At 68.5% G+C, this 16,721-nt stretch carries 17 protein-coding genes and 3 pseudogenes; 5 read left to right on the top strand and 15 right to left on the bottom strand.

The window, feature by feature from the left end:
• Positions 1-17: 17 nt before the first annotated feature.
• The 6 genes and pseudogenes from ACH4DX_RS18250 to ACH4DX_RS18225 form a co-directional block, all read right to left on the bottom strand.
• Positions 18-506, bottom strand: coding sequence for a hypothetical protein (locus ACH4DX_RS18250; RefSeq protein ID WP_398155856.1), 489 nt, complete (start codon positions 504-506; stop codon positions 18-20).
• 276 nt (positions 507-782) lie between these two features.
• Positions 783-932 (bottom strand): annotated as a pseudogene (locus ACH4DX_RS18245) (transposase); the annotation flags it as partial.
• Between the two features lie 28 nt (positions 933-960).
• Entirely contained in the window at positions 961-2,658 is a 1,698-nt protein-coding gene (locus tag ACH4DX_RS18240) for an amidase (protein ID WP_398155855.1), read from the bottom strand.
• Between the two features lie 193 nt (positions 2,659-2,851).
• The gene (locus ACH4DX_RS18235) at positions 2,852-3,019 is read right to left on the bottom strand and encodes a hypothetical protein (protein WP_398123341.1); all 168 of its coding nucleotides are present in this window, start codon (positions 3,017-3,019) and stop codon (positions 2,852-2,854) included.
• 188 nt (positions 3,020-3,207) lie between these two features.
• Positions 3,208-3,843, bottom strand: a complete 636-nt coding sequence (locus tag ACH4DX_RS18230) for a LuxR C-terminal-related transcriptional regulator (RefSeq protein WP_398155854.1) — start codon at positions 3,841-3,843, stop codon at positions 3,208-3,210.
• Complete coding sequence (locus ACH4DX_RS18225) at positions 3,831-5,063, bottom strand: sensor histidine kinase (RefSeq protein WP_398155853.1); 1,233 nt, start codon at positions 5,061-5,063, stop codon at positions 3,831-3,833. The genes ACH4DX_RS18230 and ACH4DX_RS18225 overlap by 13 nt, the downstream gene beginning before the upstream one ends.
• 698 nt (positions 5,064-5,761) lie before the next feature.
• Between ACH4DX_RS18225 and ACH4DX_RS18220 the strand changes: the two genes are divergently transcribed.
• Entirely contained in the window at positions 5,762-6,292 is a 531-nt protein-coding gene (locus ACH4DX_RS18220) for a hypothetical protein (protein ID WP_398155852.1), read from the top strand.
• Positions 6,293-6,439: 147 nt separating this feature from the next.
• Positions 6,440-6,742, top strand: a complete 303-nt coding sequence (locus tag ACH4DX_RS18215; RefSeq protein WP_398155851.1) for a hypothetical protein — start codon at positions 6,440-6,442, stop codon at positions 6,740-6,742.
• 431 nt (positions 6,743-7,173) lie between these two features.
• Here ACH4DX_RS18215 and ACH4DX_RS18210 read toward each other — a convergent pair whose 3' ends face one another.
• The gene (locus tag ACH4DX_RS18210; RefSeq protein WP_398155850.1) at positions 7,174-7,611 is read right to left on the bottom strand and encodes a nuclear transport factor 2 family protein; all 438 of its coding nucleotides are present in this window, start codon (positions 7,609-7,611) and stop codon (positions 7,174-7,176) included.
• A 925-nt stretch (positions 7,612-8,536) separates the two neighbouring features.
• Positions 8,537-9,493 (bottom strand): hypothetical protein, encoded by a 957-nt coding sequence (locus ACH4DX_RS18205; protein WP_398155849.1) that lies wholly within the window; start codon positions 9,491-9,493, stop codon positions 8,537-8,539.
• Between the two features lie 437 nt (positions 9,494-9,930).
• On the opposite strand from ACH4DX_RS18205, the gene ACH4DX_RS18200 reads away from it, so the two are divergent.
• Both ACH4DX_RS18200 and ACH4DX_RS18195 read left to right on the top strand, forming a co-directional pair.
• The gene (locus ACH4DX_RS18200; protein ID WP_398155848.1) at positions 9,931-10,062 is read left to right on the top strand and encodes a hypothetical protein; all 132 of its coding nucleotides are present in this window, start codon (positions 9,931-9,933) and stop codon (positions 10,060-10,062) included.
• On the top strand, positions 10,063-10,410 hold the full coding sequence (locus ACH4DX_RS18195) for a transposase (protein ID WP_398156215.1): 348 nt from the start codon (positions 10,063-10,065) through the stop codon (positions 10,408-10,410).
• Between the two features lie 312 nt (positions 10,411-10,722).
• Here the strand turns inward: ACH4DX_RS18195 and ACH4DX_RS18190 are convergent, their stop codons facing one another.
• Both ACH4DX_RS18190 and ACH4DX_RS18185 read right to left on the bottom strand, forming a co-directional pair.
• Positions 10,723-10,923 carry a hypothetical protein gene (locus ACH4DX_RS18190; protein WP_398155847.1) on the bottom strand — a complete coding sequence of 67 codons (201 nt, stop codon included), beginning with the start codon at positions 10,921-10,923 and terminating at the stop codon, positions 10,723-10,725.
• Positions 10,924-10,951: 28 nt separating this feature from the next.
• Complete coding sequence (locus tag ACH4DX_RS18185; protein ID WP_398155846.1) at positions 10,952-11,545, bottom strand: CGNR zinc finger domain-containing protein; 594 nt, start codon at positions 11,543-11,545, stop codon at positions 10,952-10,954.
• A 171-nt stretch (positions 11,546-11,716) separates the two neighbouring features.
• Between ACH4DX_RS18185 and ACH4DX_RS18180 the strand changes: the two genes are divergently transcribed.
• A complete protein-coding gene (locus ACH4DX_RS18180; RefSeq protein WP_398155845.1) occupies positions 11,717-12,913 on the top strand; it encodes an MFS transporter in 1,197 nt (398 codons plus the stop codon).
• Between the two features lie 111 nt (positions 12,914-13,024).
• Here ACH4DX_RS18180 and ACH4DX_RS18175 read toward each other — a convergent pair.
• From ACH4DX_RS18175 to ACH4DX_RS18155, 5 genes and pseudogenes are all read right to left on the bottom strand, one after another.
• Positions 13,025-13,216: pseudogene (locus ACH4DX_RS18175) on the bottom strand (ATP-dependent DNA ligase); the annotation flags it as partial.
• Between the two features lie 35 nt (positions 13,217-13,251).
• Complete coding sequence (locus ACH4DX_RS18170; protein WP_398155844.1) at positions 13,252-13,437, bottom strand: hypothetical protein; 186 nt, start codon at positions 13,435-13,437, stop codon at positions 13,252-13,254.
• A gap of 701 nt (positions 13,438-14,138) precedes the next feature.
• Positions 14,139-14,506, bottom strand: a pseudogene (locus ACH4DX_RS18165) (transposase); the annotation flags it as partial.
• A 160-nt stretch (positions 14,507-14,666) separates the two neighbouring features.
• Positions 14,667-15,290: a thioesterase II family protein gene (locus ACH4DX_RS18160; protein ID WP_398155843.1), complete on the bottom strand. Its 624-nt coding sequence runs from the start codon at positions 15,288-15,290 to the stop codon at positions 14,667-14,669.
• 195 nt (positions 15,291-15,485) lie between these two features.
• Entirely contained in the window at positions 15,486-16,697 is a 1,212-nt protein-coding gene (locus tag ACH4DX_RS18155; RefSeq protein ID WP_398155842.1) for a cytochrome P450, read from the bottom strand.
• Positions 16,698-16,721 lie beyond the last annotated feature (24 nt).

Genomic DNA, 16,721 nt, shown 5'->3' with positions numbered 1-16,721 from the left:
AGTTTCCGCTCTCGGACTCAGATGAGCGGCGGGGAGGGCGTGATGGTCATGGCGGCCGGGCCCTCGACCTTGGCGGGCGGGCCGCAAGGGGGCATCGGGATCGTGCTGGTGGCACCGGCACCGGCGTATTTGCCCTTCGTGACGGTGCCGGTCACACGGACATCGACCGCGCCCGGCTCGATGGCCACCTCGATGGGAATCTCGATCTCGCTGGTCGTCCCGTCGGGCCAGGTCAATGTCTCGCGGGTGGTGGCGCTCAGCTTGGTGCAGCTGCTGTTGGCCGTTCCTTCGACCACCGACTCGACCGCGGCCGGAGCAAGGAGGTCACCCCCGGAGCAGACGTAGTTCCGCGTTCCCCGGTAGGTCTGCGGTGCAGGCCGCTCCTTGAGCCCGTTGGAATCGATCTTGGAGGTACCGGTGCATTCCACCGGCAGCACGGGGGCCGATGTCGCGACGGCAGACGGTCCGGGCGACAGCAGGACCGCGGCGGCGCAGCCGGCGGTCACGACGCGGAGGAGAAGGGGGAGATGCACGGGGGGTCTTTCTGCTCGTAAGGAACGAAGCGGCACCTGGCGAGCATGGCACCGGCGAGTGGCAAATCAGGGTTCCCCGGTCGGCGAATCACTCGGACGGTGGGCGGGGCGCGGAAGAAGCCGGGCCCAGGGGGTATCTTGCCGACCCGGCGGCGGGCAGGCCGGCCCCGAGTGACACGACCAGAACCTCGACGGTGAGGTAGAGCGCGATGCCGCCCACGGACAGCGCGGTCAGGCTGACCGCGACGGGCGGGGTGCGGTACCACCACGGCGTTGGACGCCCCGACGGCGCCAGACGGGCGGCCGGCCCGCCTTCGCGCCCTTCGGCAACAACGGCTCCAGCACCGCCCACTGCTCGTCCGTGAGATCTCCCCCGCCCCATGAACCGTGATCATTCACAACCCGAGATCCACTTTCGACACACGGCCTAGGACCGGCCGGGCAGGGTGGGGAGGTAGGTGGGTGCCTTGCGGATCGGGGTGGTCTTCTCGAAGGCGTACGCGTAGCTGAGCAGGTTCGCGTCGCTGTAGCGCGTTCCGAGGAAAGAGATGCCCAGCGGCAGCGTGTCCCTTGCGTAGCCGGCGGGCACGGTGATGTGGGGGTAGCCGGCCACTGAGGAGTTGCGGGTGGAGCTTTCGAAGGGGGTGGGGTCGAGCGCCTCGACGGGAGAAGCGGGGAGGTCGGTCGGGGTGACGATGGCATCGAGCCGGTGCTCGGTGAGAACGCCGTCGATGGCCTGACGGGCGTGTCGAGTCGCGGCGCTGCGGTGCTGACGGTAGACGGGGGCGTTGACATCTCCGTCGGTCTTGTCGGCCATCTCGAAGAATTCTTGGCCGAACTTCGGCATCTCGACGGTGGAGTTCCGCTTGTTGAACGCGATGAGTTCGGTGAGGTTCCTGGGGTGGGGGCCCGGGGTGGCGGCCAGGTAGGCGTTGAGGTCGTGCTTGAACTCGGTCAGCACGGCGGGAAGCATGTCCTTCTGCATCATGTCTCGGGAGTCGGCTACGTCTGCGCCCTCGACGACGGTTGCGCCGACCGCTCGGAGCCGCTTGACAGCAGTGCCGAAGGCACGGTCCACGTCCGCGTCGATGCCGATGTGTCCCTTGCGCCACACGCCGATGCGCTTGCCGCGCAGGGCGTTTGGGTCGAGCACCTTGCGGTAGTCGGAGGGGAGGGCGGTGTCGGCGCCGGAGGTGGCCGTGTCGGCGGTGTCCGATCCGTGGACGGCCCAGAGCGCCAGGGCGGCGTCCGTCGTGTTGCGGGCGATCGGGCCGGCGGTGTCGTGGCGGCTGGTGATAGGGATCATGCCGCTGCGGCTGATCATGCCGAGGGTGGGCTTGATGCCGACGGTGGAGGTGACGCTCGCGGGGCACACGATGGAGCCGTCGGTCTCCGAGCCTATGGTCACAGCGGCCAGGGCGGCTGCGGCGGCGACTGCTGAGCCGCTGGACGATCCGCAGGGGCTCCGGTCGAGTACGTAAGGGTTACGGGTCTGGCCGCCGGTGGCACTCCAGCCGGCCGTCTGCTCGGGGGACCTGAAGTTGGCCCATTGCGACATGTTGGTCTTGCCCAGGACCACCGCACCCGCGTCGCGCAGTTTCTTTACCAGGAAGGCGTCCTGTGCCGGCTTGGAGTGCAACAGGGCCGTGGAGCCGGCGGTGGTGGGTTGGCGGTCCGCGGTGTCGATGTTGTCCTTGATGAGAACGGGGATGCCTTCCAGTGGCCCCCGCACTTCACCGGTGCGGCGCAGCGCGTCGCTCTTGCGTGCAAGGTCCAGTGCGTCTGGGTTCACGGTGACGACGGCATTGAGGCGGGGGTTGAGGCGATGGATCCGGTCAAGGTATGCCTGGGTCAGTTCTCTGGACGTCAGCCGCTTGCCCTGCATGTCCTGCTGGAGTTCTAGGATCGTGGCGCGGTCAAGCCGCTCGTCCAATCGTCCGTCGCGCTTCCCGTTGTTCTTCGGAGCGTACGGGGCTCCGCCGGCCGAGGCGGCGGAAGCGGCCGGTCGCGGTCCGTTGTCCGGTGTGCAGGCCGTCAGGGGAACGAGCAGGCAGGCTGCCGATACCGCGATCACCGCGTGCCGTCGAGTGTTTCGAGTGAGCGAGCGCATCAGTTGCTTCTCCATAGAGGCGGGGGAAGGAAGGCCCTGTATTCGCATAAAAGAGCCTGTGAACGGTGTCTTTTCGGAACGGCAGAGATGGCTTCCGTTCGGGAGTGGTGCGGACTACGCCTCCTGAGGTGGTGCAGTCCGCTCACGATGAGGGGGTGTCCGGCTCGCTGCCGGACACCCCCTCCTCAGGTGCTGTCGCCGCTACGGGTCACTTCTTGTCGCTGGTCAGCCACAGTCCCAGCGCCGATCCGACGAAGACGACGCCGGTACCGACTCCGGCCAGGACCCTCATGGTGCCGGTGTAGTGGGCGAAGGTGCTGACGTAGACAGCCGCCGCCGCGGAGACGAAGAGCAGCAGCCAGAGCACGGGCTTCATCAGGGGTTCCTCCTGTTGTGCGCCCGGCGGTCCGGTGGGCGGCGGGGGTGGGATCTCTTACGCCGTTCACCTTCTCCCCGCGCCCCCGGTCGGCACATCGGGCTGTCCCCCCTAACCTGAGGTGTAGCCCGCTACACCCGTGCGGCGCCGGACACATCGCCGCACGGGACGAGCGTCGGGAACGCAGGTCAGGCGTTCAGGTAGGCAAGCACCGCGAGGACCCGGCGGTGACCGCTGTCGCTCGGCGGCAGGTTCAGCTTGGCGAGGATGCTGCCGATGTGCTTGCTGACGGAACGTTCGGTGATGCACAGGGTCGTGGCGATCGTGGGATTGTCCAGGCCCTGCGCCATCAGCCCGAGAACCTCCCGTTCCCGGGGGGACAGCGCGTCGAGCGGGTCCCGGCGGCTCATCAACTGGGAGACGACCTCGGGGTCCAGCGCCGTTCCACCCGCAGCAACGCGCTCCAGCGCGTCCTGGAATTCTTCGATATGCCCCACACGGTCCTTGAGCAGGTAGCCGATCCCCGAGGCGCCCTGTCCGAGCAGTTCGGCGGCGTAGCTCTCCTCGACATACTGGGAGAGCACCAGGAGCGGCAGGCCGGGAACGAGTTTCCGGGCCTCGATGGCGGCACGCAGTCCCTCGTCGCGGAATCCGGGGGGCAGCCGGACGTCCAGGACGGCGATGTCCGGCCGGTGTTCCAGCAGGGTCGGGACAATTTCGGGCCCGCTTCCCACGACGGCCACGATCTCGTGCCCCACGTCCTCCAGAAGCAGAATCAGGCCCTCGCGGAGAAGGACGTTGTCCTCCGCGATCACGATCCGCACGGCAGTACCACCTCAATCGTCGTTCCGGAACCGACAGGGCTGTCGATCCTCGTCGTACCGTCCAGGGCGGCGACCCGTCGGCGTACCCCGGCGAGTCCGCTGCCCCCGGCGAAGCCGGGTGCGGCCCCGCCGCACCCGTCGTCCCGCACGACGACGCGCAGCGTGGGGCCGTCGTACCGGAGCGACACCTGAGCACGGCTCGCGTCGCTGTGCCGGGCGATGTTGGTCAGCGCCTCGGCGACGACGAAGTAGGCGGCCGCCTCGACGGCGGCGGGGGGACGGCGGTCGGTCTCGGGCAGATCCAGGGTGGTGGGGACCGGCCGGCCTGCGGCCAGGGAGCGGATGGCTCCGTTCAGTCCCCGGTCGGAAAGGATCGGCGGGTGGATGCCTCGGATGACGGTGCGCAGTTGGACAAGTGCTTCGTCCACGGTGGTCCTGGCATCGAGCACCATTCTCCTGGAACTCTGGGGGTCCTTGTCGAATCGGCGGTCGGCCAGGGCCAGTCGCATGGCCACCGCCACGAGTTGTGCCTGGGTGCCGTCGTGGAGGTCGCGCTCGATCCGACGGAGTTCCGCCTCGTGGGCCTGGAGGGCTCCCGCGCGCGAGGCGGTCAGTTCCTCGATCCGCCGGCCGGCGCCGGTCCACGTGCCGAGCATGATCTCCGCGATCCAAGTCTCCAGCCTCACCGCGGCGGGGGCCAGCCACAGGAAGAGGGCAGCGAAGAGCCAGGCACACACCGCAGACAGGACGATCGCCTGCATCCAGGTGGTGAGGGGGGCCGCAAGGAGGGTGAGGGTTCCGCCGGGCAGGGTCCACCACCACAGCGGGATGGAGATCGTCAGCAGCAGACTGAGCAGCACTCCCAGGACGAGGACGGGAAGGACGATCCCCACGGTGCCGTGAACCAGCATCCATGCCGCGTCCTTGCGGGTACCCGGGAACCGCAGCAGTTGCAGCGTCCGCTGGTAGGCATTGCCTTCGGGCGTCGGGTAGGGACGGCGCACGGAGCGGCCGAGAACGCGTTCGGCACGTCGGCGTTCGGCATCGGTCAAGGCGCGCAACGGCTGCACCGCCCACGGCAGGATCGGCGCGAAGACCAACGAGAGGCAGACAAGCGGCAACAAAGAGTAACCGGCCAGCGAAGGCAAGGCGGTAGCGAGACCTCCCAGCAAATACCGCGTGGATCGTAGGCCGTGGAGTGCTCTTGCCTTCAGGTCCATGGATTGAGACGGTACTTCACGGGTGATCCCTTGTCATAAGTGCGGGCTACACCTGGTAGGTGGAGCCCGCTACACCCCCGGTTCGGGAGAGGGACCGCTGCCGCCTGCTCGGCTTGCGCGATTACGTTCGGTAGCCGTTCTGGCCGATCGAGGAACCGAAGGGCCCATCATGTAACCAATGACGACGGTGCGGCGGGAGCGGGATGAGCGGCAAACGCGGCAGGCAGTGGCTGACCTCGCCCTGGCCGGGCCGTGTGAGGGGGGCGCGGCGAAGTCGCCTGCGCCACCGCCATCGCGTCTCGTAGCAGAGGCGACCGGGAGCTTGCCGGTGGGGGAGAGCGGCGCGCCGGTGGGTGTGGCGTTGCCGGCGGGCGCGCAGTTGGTGCGGACGTCGTCGGTGCGGGCGGTGGTTGAGGCGGTCGGGCAGGCGAGGGCGACGGAGGGCGCAGTATGTGTGTTCGGCGACCCGGGCCGGGGCAAGACCCCCGCCGTGCGGATGGCGCTTGGTGAAGTGCCCCCGGGCTGGAAGGTGACGTGGGTGCGGGTGCGGGTGCCGGTGCCGGTGCGTCCGTCGGTGGCCGGCATGAGGCGGGCGGTGTTCGACGCTCTGCCACTGCCTGGCCGCTTCCCGCACACGTCGGCGCGGGCCGACGCCGTGGTGGCGGGGGCTCTGGGGGAGGCGCGGGTGCTGGTGGTCGATGCGGTCCGGCCGTGCGCGGCTGCTCGCACTGCGGGCAGGGAAGAAGCTGACAGCAGTCCATGTACGGGTGGCCGCGAAGGCGCTAGGAGTGTCGGAGCGCACGGTGTGGCGCCCACTGGCCACCGCTCAGAGCGATGAGACCGCGGCCGCCAACCCCGGCGCACGCTCCTGGGTCGATGCAAGGTTCACGGTCACGCCCGAGGTCCGTGGACTGTTGGCGCTGTGGAAGGGGAACGTGCGGGCGGTCCACCGTGAATTGCTCCTGCGTGCGGCCAGGCAGTCTCCGCCTGCCAACGCACCGTCGCTGACGACGCTGCACCGGGCGATCCGCCGTGATCTGACGCCGGGGGAGCGAGCCGGACTTGCGGGAGGGGAACGGGCGGCCCGCGCCGGACAGCTCCTCGCCGAACTGCACGAGCAGGCCCCCACACTGACCACGGCCAGCTGCGCGACGGCGTACACCGGGCGCTGCGCCGCTTCACCCAGGAGCAGCCGCCCGCCCGCCAGGTCGACAGCACCACCGCGCTGATCCGCCGCGGGGTGCGCATCGGCTGGCCCGCCCGCGACCGGCTGCCCTGCGCCTGACGCCCGTCCTGCGGGAGCCCACCTCGGGCCCCTCCCGCAGGACGGGAGCGGCCGGCCTTCCGCTGTCGATGGTGGCTGGGAGGTTGGCCGGATGAACGCCGATGACGAGCAACTGCTGCGCGGCCGGGTGTACGGCCGTGACCACGACGCCCCCAGCCCGGGCCCGCTGCCGCACCAGACGTACGCCGCACTGGTCGGCGGGCCGCTGGACGGGCTGCTGGTCGACATCACGGGCTGGCAGCCAGAAGAGACAGACGACGGCGTCGCCCTGATGACCGAGCTGGGACGGTGGCCCGGAGGCCGGGCGCTGTACGACCCGCGCCCCGACGACCCGCGCCTATCGGGCGGCCCGGGTGTGGTGTGCCGCTTCCACTGCTCCGGCGACACGCCCTGACCCCGGCCTCCGGCACCCGCGTCCGGCCTGCTCTCGGTCAGCTGGGCGGCGGTGTTCTCGATCCACAGCAGCGCCCACTCGACACCGGAGCGCCGTCCGGGCTCCGCGCTGTCGTAGCGGCCTTCGGTGTCGGCGCGTCGTCAGGCCGTCGGCTGCGTAGGCGATCGTGCGCGGGGTGACCGTCGTCATGAGCCTTGACGGTAGTGACCGTCGAGCCCGGTCGGGCCGGTGTTCTGCCGCTGGCACAAGGCAGGCCCCCGCTGCCGGGTGGGGTTGCTGCCCGGTGGTCCGGAGACGGTGCTCCGGCGTTCACGGATGGCCACGTTCGAGTGGATGCCGTCAGTCCGGCGCGCAGGGTGCGGCCCGTGCCTGGGTGGGGCCGGAGCAGGGAGGGCGTCCTGTACGGAGCGGCCTCTCAGGGCTGGGCGGCTTCACCGCGGCCCCGCCAGTGGCTGCCGGGGGATCTCGCCGAAGAGCATGCGGTGGCCGCGAGCGGTGTCCGCGTATTCGCGGACCCGGTGGACCAGCCCGTTGCGGAACTCCAGGACGAAGCAGTAGTCGTTGTTGTACGGGCTCCCGTCGGCGAGCGTCGCTGTCAGGGTCGCCTCCGCGAGCCCCCGCTCGCTGTCGCCGTGGATGCCGTGGAAGGTGACGTCGACCTCGCGTGCGAAGAGGCGGGGGAAACTCTCGGCGAAGAATCGCGTGATCGCCTCCCTGCCGATCATGTGATGGGTCGTCCCGGACGCTACGGCAACGGCGTTGCCGGGGGGCGAGAGCCATTCGGCGTCCTCGGTGAGGACCGCGGAGATCCGGCCGGGGTCGTAGCTGGCGAACGCCTGGAAGGCGTTCTGGATGATGAGGCTGCTCATGAGCCCACTGTGGCTGTCTGCGCACGCCGATGTCTTGGACGGATGTTCCGGTTCGTGCCCCAGCCCCGCGGGGCGCAGGATGTCCCGCCGCCCTCACCCGTTCCCGCCTCACCCGTTCGCGCCGCCGATCCCGGCCGAGTTGGAGCAGGGTGCTGAAGCGGATGCCGTTTCCCTATCGCCGCAAGGCCGTCCCGGACGTGCTGGCCACCGCCCGCTCGCAACGCTGGGACCCGGCGGAAGTGTTGAGGATTCCTGCTGGAGGATGAGATCAAGAGCCGGGAGGCGGCCACCCGACGAAGCCACCGGAAGTCGGCCAACCTGCCCACCGGCAAGACGTTCGACTCCTGGCGGGAGGAGAAGGACTCTTCCATTGGCTGTTGCGCTGGAGGTTGCGCCAAGGGTTGCGCCTACTGCTGCGCGCCCAACGGGCCGCCTCCGCGTCCGCGCAGGACACCACCCGATTTTGCCGTAGTCGGATCGCTGACATCCCCGTTGCTACTGCTCTGCTCTGCCCATGTCCCGTGGCTGGGCTGGAGTGCAGGAGTAAGGGAAGGGCGGGATGGGCGGTACGGCCGCGGCCGGGGATTGTTGCGCGGCGGCTGGGCCCGTCGCGCCCGCCGCGCCGCGCCGTGCCTGCCGTCGGCACGGCGTCCGGGCCGGGACGGAATCGCCAGCACTCCGGTGCTGTCCTCCAGGCGCTGAGCCCCACTAAGGGGGTGAGGCGGGACGCTCCCGCTTGATGTCACTCGCCGTTGTCGGTGACGCCGATTGCCCGGCGAGCAGGCAGTGCGCTACTAGAGCCTGTCCGGGCGATCATGCGGACGGGTCTGTAACGGTGCTTGTGCGGGTAAGCGCCCTGCGGCCATCGCACCGCTCGATGCCCGCTGGGCCGCACAGGAGACAAGTGCCGATGGGTGTCGGCAGTTCAGGGGGCGAAACCGCCCTGGGGCTCATCGATCCACGGCTCGATCTCTCGACGGTTCGCGTACAGCGTGGTGCCGTAATGGTCATTTGCGCTGTAGCCCTCGGGATTGTCCGACCATACGTCGACTCCTGCTTTTCCGCTGGTACGCAAGCATGAATTCTTCGACGGCACTGTGATGGTACGCAGATTGCCTGAAACAACGAAGTCGATTTCCAGATCCCAGGTCACCGTTGATCGGCTCGCTTCAGCGTAAAGATCGACTACCACAGTCTCGTCCGCGGCGATCGTGATGACTTGAGAGGAAAAGTACGCGGCATCCGGATGGTCGCTATCCAGGTCCATGTCGACTTGGATGGGGTCCAATCCGCCGCCGAGTCCAGCGGCTATGAAGGTGCCATTGAGGACAGCTGATCGCGCCAGAACCCTGGCTCGCATCCCCGTGATCGTGGCAGCCTGCCCCGCACCTTGGATGACGATACGGCGGTGACTTCGACCTACGTCCCCCCCTTGGTTGGCGTACACCCATCGTGTGAGCTGAACATCCGGAGAGACGGAAGCAGAATCGCTGAAATCGATATTCCGATTGAGTTTTTCAAGCGCCTGAGTGTCCAGTGGCAGCGGTAGCGCCCACCAGGCGCCGCCGCGCTGTGCGGCCCTGACGACCGGGTATGCGACGTGCAGGTCCACTGGGCGACGGCGAAAGAGCTTCCGGATGAGCCCCGGTGCGGCAAGAAAGCCCAACAATATAGCTACGGCCATTGCTGCTCCGGCCCACCACCAGCGGCCAGGAGACTCCTCGGACGCCCAGTTGGTGAATAAGCCCAGCGCAACCGTTCCGCTTGCCGCCACTATCAGCTTCAGACCTGTTCCGCGCAACGCCCCGCCCCTCATGGAATGCGGATGCCACCCTAATAGGTCGCAGTGCCGCTGTGCTGCCAAACGGACGAAGTCCGTCAACCGGGCCATGCCAAGTCGCGGTCGCAGTGTGCTGAGGACAGGGCAGGATGACAGCTCCGGGACATGCCTGGCCGTCAGCTCATCGGTGTGGGACGGCAGTCGCCCCCCCATGGACGCCGTCCACGAACAGCACTGTCCGGCGCGTGCCCGCAGTTCAGTACGACATCAGCTAGGGGGCGCGCCAGTTGAGAAGCGCCCCTGAGGAGAACTCAGGGTCGGCTCCTAAGGAGCTGTCAACCGATCGTGGTCTCGGCTGCTGAAGCATGGCAGGCGCCGTAGCTCGTCGAGGGCATCGTCGGCCCACGATGCCGTGTGCCAGGGTGGCGGTATGGATGGGCAGTCTGAGAGCCCGGAACTCTGGGCGTTTCTGGAGTCCCTGCACCGCGGCGACATCGACTGGTCGCCCGCCTGGGGGAGGTGGTGCGAGAGGTGAAGGCATGGGCTGCTCCAAGGGCGGGTTCACCAGCAAGCTTCACCTGAGCGCGGATGGCCGCTGCCGCCCGCTGTCCCTGATCGATACGCCGGAGCAGCGGGCGGACTGCACCCAGTTCATGCCCGTCCTGGAGTAGATCCGTGTCCCCCGCGCCGGGCCAGGAAGGCCCCGCAAAAAGCCAGACAGCCTGGCGGCTGACAAGGCGTACAGCAACGGGCCATGCCGCAATTACCTGCGACGGCGGGGCATCCAGCACTCGATCCCGGAGAAGACTGACAGCCAGGCCGCCCGCCAGCGCAAGGGTTCGCGCGACGGACGGCCACCAGCCTTCGACGGAGAGCGGTACAAGAAGCGCAACACCGTCGAGCGCGCCATTAACAGGCTCAAACAGCATCGGGCAGTGGCTACCCGCTGCGACAAGCGCCACTATCTCTATCCAGGCACCGCGACCGTGGCAGCCCTCACCATTTGGCTCCAGACATGATCGGCCGGACAAGTCCTAGTCGGTGATTCCGCCGCGATCTCCCCCATCTGAGTGAGCTGCGGGTGCGGTGCGCATGGTGCGGCCGAGCAGCAGCGTGCGCGGGGCGGACAGGGGCCCGTTACGGCGCCGACGATGGCCTCGCCGGTCTCGTACACCTTGTACTTGCGCCACCCTCTCACCCCGGGCGGTAGGGGGGCTGAAGCCGCTTGAAGACGCACTCTTCCACTCCGACAGCCCCAGGTCGTCAGCCACTCGCGCAGGGTCGCCGGGTCGCGGGGTCGGTGATCGAGGGACACAGTGCCCACGGCGCGGTCACCACTGCTGCCGGAACAGTTCCTCGAGCGCGTCTCTGCGCTGAAGGTAGGGCCAGTGGGCGGTGCCGGTCCCGGACCGGCACCACAGGTCGAACGCGAGGAAGTAGGCAGGCGATTCGATGGCGGCCTGCCGTGCGCCGGCACCGCGGCGGTGCAGCCGGTTCTGCAACCGCTCGAACCGATCCGGCCCGGCTCCCACACGATCAACTCCCCCTCTAGGTGAGCCGCTACGCCTGTCTCATCGCGGGGTACTTGTCCCTTGTCATTTTCGTGCTCTGCCCATCCAGGCGAACCCGGCGGCGGTAGGCAGCGGCGTTGATCCTGCTGCCGCAACTCTGCTTCGAGCACCAGCGTCGGGTGCCTGCCCTGGAGCGGTCGAGGAAGAGGCGTGTGCATGGCTCACCGGTGCAGTGCCGGACGAGGAGTCGGCCGGGGCCTCCGAGCAGGTCGCTGGCACTGGCCGCGACAGTGGCCAGCACGTCCTGCACTTCCCCCCGGCGTTCCACCCGTCCCAGGGCCTGGAGCGCGGGACGGACCGGTGTGTGTGCGGCGGCCTGTCGGATCACGGCGGCGTCCTGCGCATCACCCGGCTCTCCTGTAGCGGCGGCGAGTGCCAAGCGGTAGATGGCCTCACGCAGCGTACGGGCGGTAACCAGGTCTGCCTGGCTCACCACCTCCAGCCGGTCGACCACCTCAGCAGCGGTGGCCCACCGGGCGAAGTCCTCCGGCTCGGCCAGCAGTTCCGTGTATTGGGTGGTGCGCCAGGCCGCAGTAGCGGCGAAATCGAGGGCCAGGTGATCACTGACAAAGGCGAAGCTCACCCCCCGAGTATGAACGGGGCTCCCGAACGTACATGCCGTCATACCTTCAGGGTATGACGTAAAAAGATCGGCCGCGTGGGTCGGCCGAGACGCGGAACCCGGTCTGGAGGATCGCAGTTGCGTACGCGGACACCCGTGCACCAAGGAACGCGCTCACCCACGCACAGATGGGTGCTCGCGCAGTACATGCAGGTGGCCGTGTTGGCCCGCCTCGCCTGCGAGGGGGCGCGGGTCGCTCTGGTAGTGCTCGCCGTGGAACGCACCGGCAGCGCCGGCTTCGGGGGTGCCCTCGTCGCCGCCCTGCTGGTTCCCAGCATCGTCGCCGCCCCGTTGGCCGGTGCCCTCGCCGACAGGGTCCGGCACCGGCGGCTGTTCCACGCCGGTTGCCTCGGCTGCTACGGGACGGGGCTGACCGTCATCGCAGGGCTGATCGGGCGGGCGCCCGCTCCGGTCGTCCTGGCTGTGGCCGGCATGGCCGGCTGCTGTACTCCCCTGCTGACGGGCGGCCTGACCAGCCTGCTGGGCGACCTGCTCCCGCCCACGGCTCTGGTACGCGCCTTCAGCCTGGACGCCGTCTCCTACAACCTGGCGGGGATCACCGGACCGGCCCTCGCCTCCGTCCTCGCGGCAGCTGCCGGGCCCGCCACCGCCGTCGTGGCACTGGGCGCCGCAGCCACCGCAGGCGGCCTGCTGGTCCTTGCCCTGCCGCTGAAGCCCCGCCCCGGACCACGCGCCGCACCGCACCACGCCGGTCTGGGCGCCACCACCGCGCTGCTGTTCCGCGATCCGCCGCTGCGCTCGCTCACATGGGCCAGCGGCGTGGGTCAGCTCGGGATCGGTGCTCTGCCCGTGGTCTGCGTGCTGCTCGCCACCCACTACCGGGCACCTTGGGCGGCAGGCGGTCTGATGACCGCTATGGCCCTCGGCTCGCTGACCGGTTCTCTGGCTTACGCCTGGCGGCCGTGGGGTACCCGGCGCCCCGAAAGGACTGTCGCCACCATGCTGTTGGCGACGGGGGTGCCGCTGGCCGCCGTGCCCTGGATGGACAGTGCCACCGCAGCAGCCGGTGGCTTCGCCGTGGCCGGGTGGTGCACCGGCCCGCTCTTCGCCGCACTGCTGGCCGGGCGCGACCGCTACGCGCCCCAAGGCGCCCGGACTCAGGTCTTCACCCTGGGAGCAAGCATCAAGAGCACCTTCGCCGCAGGCGGGGCCGTCCTCGCGGGCCTCTGGCAGGCCGCCGGCCCGGGAAGCCTCCTCCTGGCGGTGGCCGCCTGCCAAGCTGCCGGGGCCGTGCTGGGCGTAGCCCTGCTGCATGGGCACCGCACCAGGGCCGACCGCCCACCGCCGAAGTCGAGCGCGAAGCGCTGAGCCCCTTTTCCACCTGACCGAGGGGCACTTGCCCCGATGATCCCGCCCCGAAGAACAGGAGACGCCAAGGCCGTGAGACACACCGGCAGCCTGCATAAAGCCGTCCAACACAGTGGCGTCCGGCAACTGGCGGGCTGCGGTGCTCACGATCTCGGGAAAGGCGGGCGCCAGGACGGTGCCGCGCCGTGAGCGCAGCACCACCTGCCCGCCGTCGACGGACAGCACCGCGCGGAAGCCGTCCCACTTGACCTCTCCCGCCCAGCGCTCCGGGAGCTCCGGATCATTCACCGAGGCCGCGAGCATCGGGTCCGGGAGCGACCACGGCACGGGCGCCGCGGTCAGTTGTCGTCCGGATCGTCGTCCTGGTCGTCGTCGTAGTCGTGGCTGCCCGGGTCGTTGCGTTCTGCGGCTGCGTCGGCGCGCTCGTCGAACCCGGACACGGCGGTCGCACTCTGCGGATCTTGTTCGGCTGCGGCGCCGATCCGGTCGGCGGCTTCCCGGTCCATCGGCGTCTCACGCCCCATACGGCCACCCTCACCCGGCCCCGGTCACCGGCGGGACGCACCACGCCACGAGCTGCCGCACACCCCCCGGCCGGGGGGCCCGCTACTGCTGTCCGCAGGTGTCGGTGAAGCGCACGCTGGGACCCCACTTCGCCATCACCGGGGCGGCGCACCACTGGCACAGCGGCGATCCGCCGGGCCCGTACTGCTGGGTCTTGCGGTGGCGGGCGGCATAGAGGCCGACCTGGTCGCTTGGGTAGCTGAAGGTGGAGGGGTCCGGCCCGCTGCCCGGTGGCGGGGGGCGTCGTCATGATGCGTGCCCTGTTCTGAGCGGCTGAAAGCAGCCGCTTGGCGGCAGGATAACCGCCCAAATGACGCACGCGTTCGATAGACGGGACAGGGAGGGCTATTTCCGTCGGCACGGTGATAAATCTGCTGACGATCACTAGATGGATGATGCACTGACATGGGGATCTAGTGATCTTTTCCGGATTTTTTGCTGTGGTGTGGCGCATCTCTGAGCTGGGTTTCAGGGGGAGCTTCGAGATCCGGAGAGGATCTGAGGTGCAGGTTTAGTGATCGTCTTGGAATGTAGCGATCGACAGGGGATTTTGCTATGACTGCGTGGGCCGGGTAGCTGCTGCCGTAGCAGGCAACGTTTGCCCGACCGCCTGGGTGTCAGCTCGTGCTGAGGGGTGCGCTCGCGTCGGCGCCGCGGAGCAGACGCGCAGACCCTCATGGCTGATGTCGTCGACCATCTCCTCTGAAACCAGGAAGTCCGCCAGTTTTAGTCAGGCTCCAAGTTGAAAAGGCAGGTCGTATCCGTTCGGCTTGGACTTCGCGATCTTCTTGATCCCGCGGCTTTCGGGCAGGGTGAAGGGCTTGGGCCGGCCCGCCCTTGTACTTCGGATACAGCGAGTCGGGGCCGTCGGCGTCGAAATTGTGGAATCACATCCCGGATCCGCTCCGCGCTGGTGAAGGTGACCTCGGCGATCTTCGCCACCGGCATGCCCTGGGCGGACAGCAGGACCATCTGGGCACACCGCCGGGTCACTACAGACCCGGTTCCCCGGCGGATGATCCGAAGCAGCCGTCTGTCTCCGTCATCGTTGATTTCGCGTACACGTACTCGTTCGGCCGGTCGGGCAGGGTGACGGTTACGCGCCGCCCGGCACAGCACTGCAACGGCGCATCACGTCACAACAGGTCCAAATGTTGCCTGCTACGGCAGTAGGTAACTACGCGTGCCTTCAGACTCCCCGTCCGTAGCGGTGGTCCGAGCGGTTGTCGATCTGGTTGAACCTTGCGGGAGCCCGCGCGATCGGACCTTGACGTGGAGCAGGCGCGCTGTCCACCGTTCCGTTCCGGCAGCACTGAGGTGATGAGGTCGGCGTCGGACCTCTCGCCCACTGGTTTCCTTCTCGCGGGCCACTGCGGGAGTGAGGGGCCGCGCCGACCGGAGATGAACAGGGCGGCCGGCGCTCGTCCTCGGCCGCCAGGCGTCGCGCGGTTTCGAATGCCAAGAGCGCGCCCATGCTATGCCCGAACAGGATCGTCGGCGTTCCATCGCCAGGCGCCGGAAGTGCGGCGAGTACGGCTGCGACCACCTCCTCGGCTCGCTCGGCAAATGGCTCTCCGAGCCGCTCCTGGAAACCTGGGTGCTGCACGATTAGCGGCTCTATGTTGCCGGCGACGGCGGCCGAGAGTGTGTGGTAGACGCTGGCCGAACCTCCTGCGTGTGGGAAACAGAGCAGACGGATTCCAGCGTTGGGTGCGGGGTGGAAGCGACGTATCCAGTCGCCCACGAGTGCGTCCTCCCTTTTGGGCTCGCGGTTTGTGTAGGGCGGCGTGATCGAGGCCCGCCCCGCCGACATCGATCAGCATGCCGGAGAAGGATCCGCCTTGCTGATCCGTTTCGCGGATCACCGTTGGAGTGAGGGCGGGCTCTCCCGCAGCCGCTTGACCGGGACCGGAAGGTAAGTCTGGTGAAAGGGCTACGGGGGTCGGCGTCGCTTCCGCCATCAACAGTTGTCAAGTTGGGCAAGGTGGCAGCGGCGGTGGTGTTCCTGTCACGTTGAGGTCAAGCAGATGGGCAGTTGTTCAGGGCCATTGACTACGATGGAGCTCAGCAGGGTCGGCTCGCCGTCAAGCTCGACGTTGATTGACTGGGTAAGCAACTCGTTGTAGAGGTGGCGTAGTTCGACGCGAGCGAGCATGCTGCCGACGCAGAAGTGCTCCCCGAAGCCCAGTGCCAGGTGGCGGTTGGGGCTGCGCCGGATGTCAAAGCGGTCGGGATCGGGGAATACCGACTCGTCGCGGTTGGCTGAGGGCAGCCAGAGCGTAACGCGGTCGTTGGCGGCTATGTGTCGTCCGTGGATCTCCACCGACCGCGTCGCGGTGCGCATGATGTGCGTCGCGGTCGAGGTCCAGCGCAGCACCTCCTCGACCGCGGAGGGCAACAGGGCTGGATCATCTCTGAGGGCATGCCACTGGCCGGGGTGGTGCAAGAACGCCAGCATGCCCCCGGACGCGGCGATGCGAGTGTTCTCGGTACCGCCGACGAGAAGGTTGTCGCAGTTGAGGATCACGTCGTCCGGGGTGAGGGGCTCGCCGTCGATCTCGGCTGTTGCGAGGGCGCTCACCAGGTCGTCCGTGGGGTTCTTCGCCTTGTCCGCCCGCAGGGCGTCGAAGTACCCGAGGATGTCCAGGTGCGCGAGGCGCTGCGTCAGTGGGTCGCTGGCCCCGAAAGCGTCGCTGGTCAGAGTGAACAGCCGTTCCCAGTCGGCGCTGGGGATCCCCATCATCTTGCAGATCACATAGAGCGGGACGCGGGCGGCGATGTCCGTGACGAAGTCGCAGGTGGCCCGTTCGAGGGCCTCGCCCACCACACGATGCGCCACCTCCTGGATGTCGCGCTCGATGGCGCGCACCGACCGGACCGAGAACCACTCGTCCACGAGTCCGCGCAGCTGCTTGTGGCGAGGCGGGTCGGTCAGCGCGAGGGTGCGCCCGCCGCCGGGGTCGGCGCCGTGGCTGTCGGGGCGTAGCAGAATGCCCTTGGCGGAGCTGAACGTAGTTGCGTCCCGGTAGGCGGTGCGAACGTCGTCGTACGTCGTCAGGGCCCAGAAGCCGGGGAGGTCGGTCGGCTCGTGCCAGTACACGGGCTCGTGGGCGCGGAGCCAGCGCCACTGGACGAACGGGTCGCCCGTCGCGTAGAGGTCCGGGTCCACGAGGTTGATCTGCGGTTGCTTCTCGGCTGGTCGGATCGGTTCGGTCGCCATGCGGATGTCTCGCAATTCTGCTCG

It is taken from the genome of Streptomyces sp. NPDC017940, from assembly GCF_044328435.1.
In the GTDB taxonomy this organism is placed as follows: Bacteria; Actinomycetota; Actinomycetes; order Streptomycetales; family Streptomycetaceae; genus Streptomyces.
This window is presented reverse-complemented; position numbering and strand designations above follow the sequence as displayed.

What these genes read in the sequence shown, in the direction of transcription:
- ACH4DX_RS18155 (WP_398155842.1), bottom strand. Translation starts at nt 16,697, where the DNA reads ATGGCGACCGAACCGATCCGACCAGCCGAGAAGCAACCGCAGATCAAC.
- ACH4DX_RS18240 (WP_398155855.1), bottom strand. Translation starts at nt 2,658, where the DNA reads ATGGAGAAGCAACTGATGCGCTCGCTCACTCGAAACACTCGACGGCAC.
- ACH4DX_RS18235 (WP_398123341.1), bottom strand. Translation starts at nt 3,019, where the DNA reads ATGAAGCCCGTGCTCTGGCTGCTGCTCTTCGTCTCCGCGGCGGCGGCT.
- ACH4DX_RS18170 (WP_398155844.1), bottom strand. Translation starts at nt 13,437, where the DNA reads ATGGGGCGTGAGACGCCGATGGACCGGGAAGCCGCCGACCGGATCGGC.
- ACH4DX_RS18225 (WP_398155853.1), bottom strand. Translation starts at nt 5,063, where the DNA reads ATGGACCTGAAGGCAAGAGCACTCCACGGCCTACGATCCACGCGGTAT.
- ACH4DX_RS18210 (WP_398155850.1), bottom strand. Translation starts at nt 7,611, where the DNA reads ATGAGCAGCCTCATCATCCAGAACGCCTTCCAGGCGTTCGCCAGCTAC.
- ACH4DX_RS18160 (WP_398155843.1), bottom strand. Translation starts at nt 15,290, where the DNA reads ATGTCGGCGGGGCGGGCCTCGATCACGCCGCCCTACACAAACCGCGAG.
- ACH4DX_RS18215 (WP_398155851.1), top strand. Translation starts at nt 6,440, where the DNA reads ATGAACGCCGATGACGAGCAACTGCTGCGCGGCCGGGTGTACGGCCGT.
- ACH4DX_RS18200 (WP_398155848.1), top strand. Translation starts at nt 9,931, where the DNA reads ATGGGCTGCTCCAAGGGCGGGTTCACCAGCAAGCTTCACCTGAGCGCG.
- ACH4DX_RS18220 (WP_398155852.1), top strand. Translation starts at nt 5,762, where the DNA reads ATGCGGTCCGGCCGTGCGCGGCTGCTCGCACTGCGGGCAGGGAAGAAG.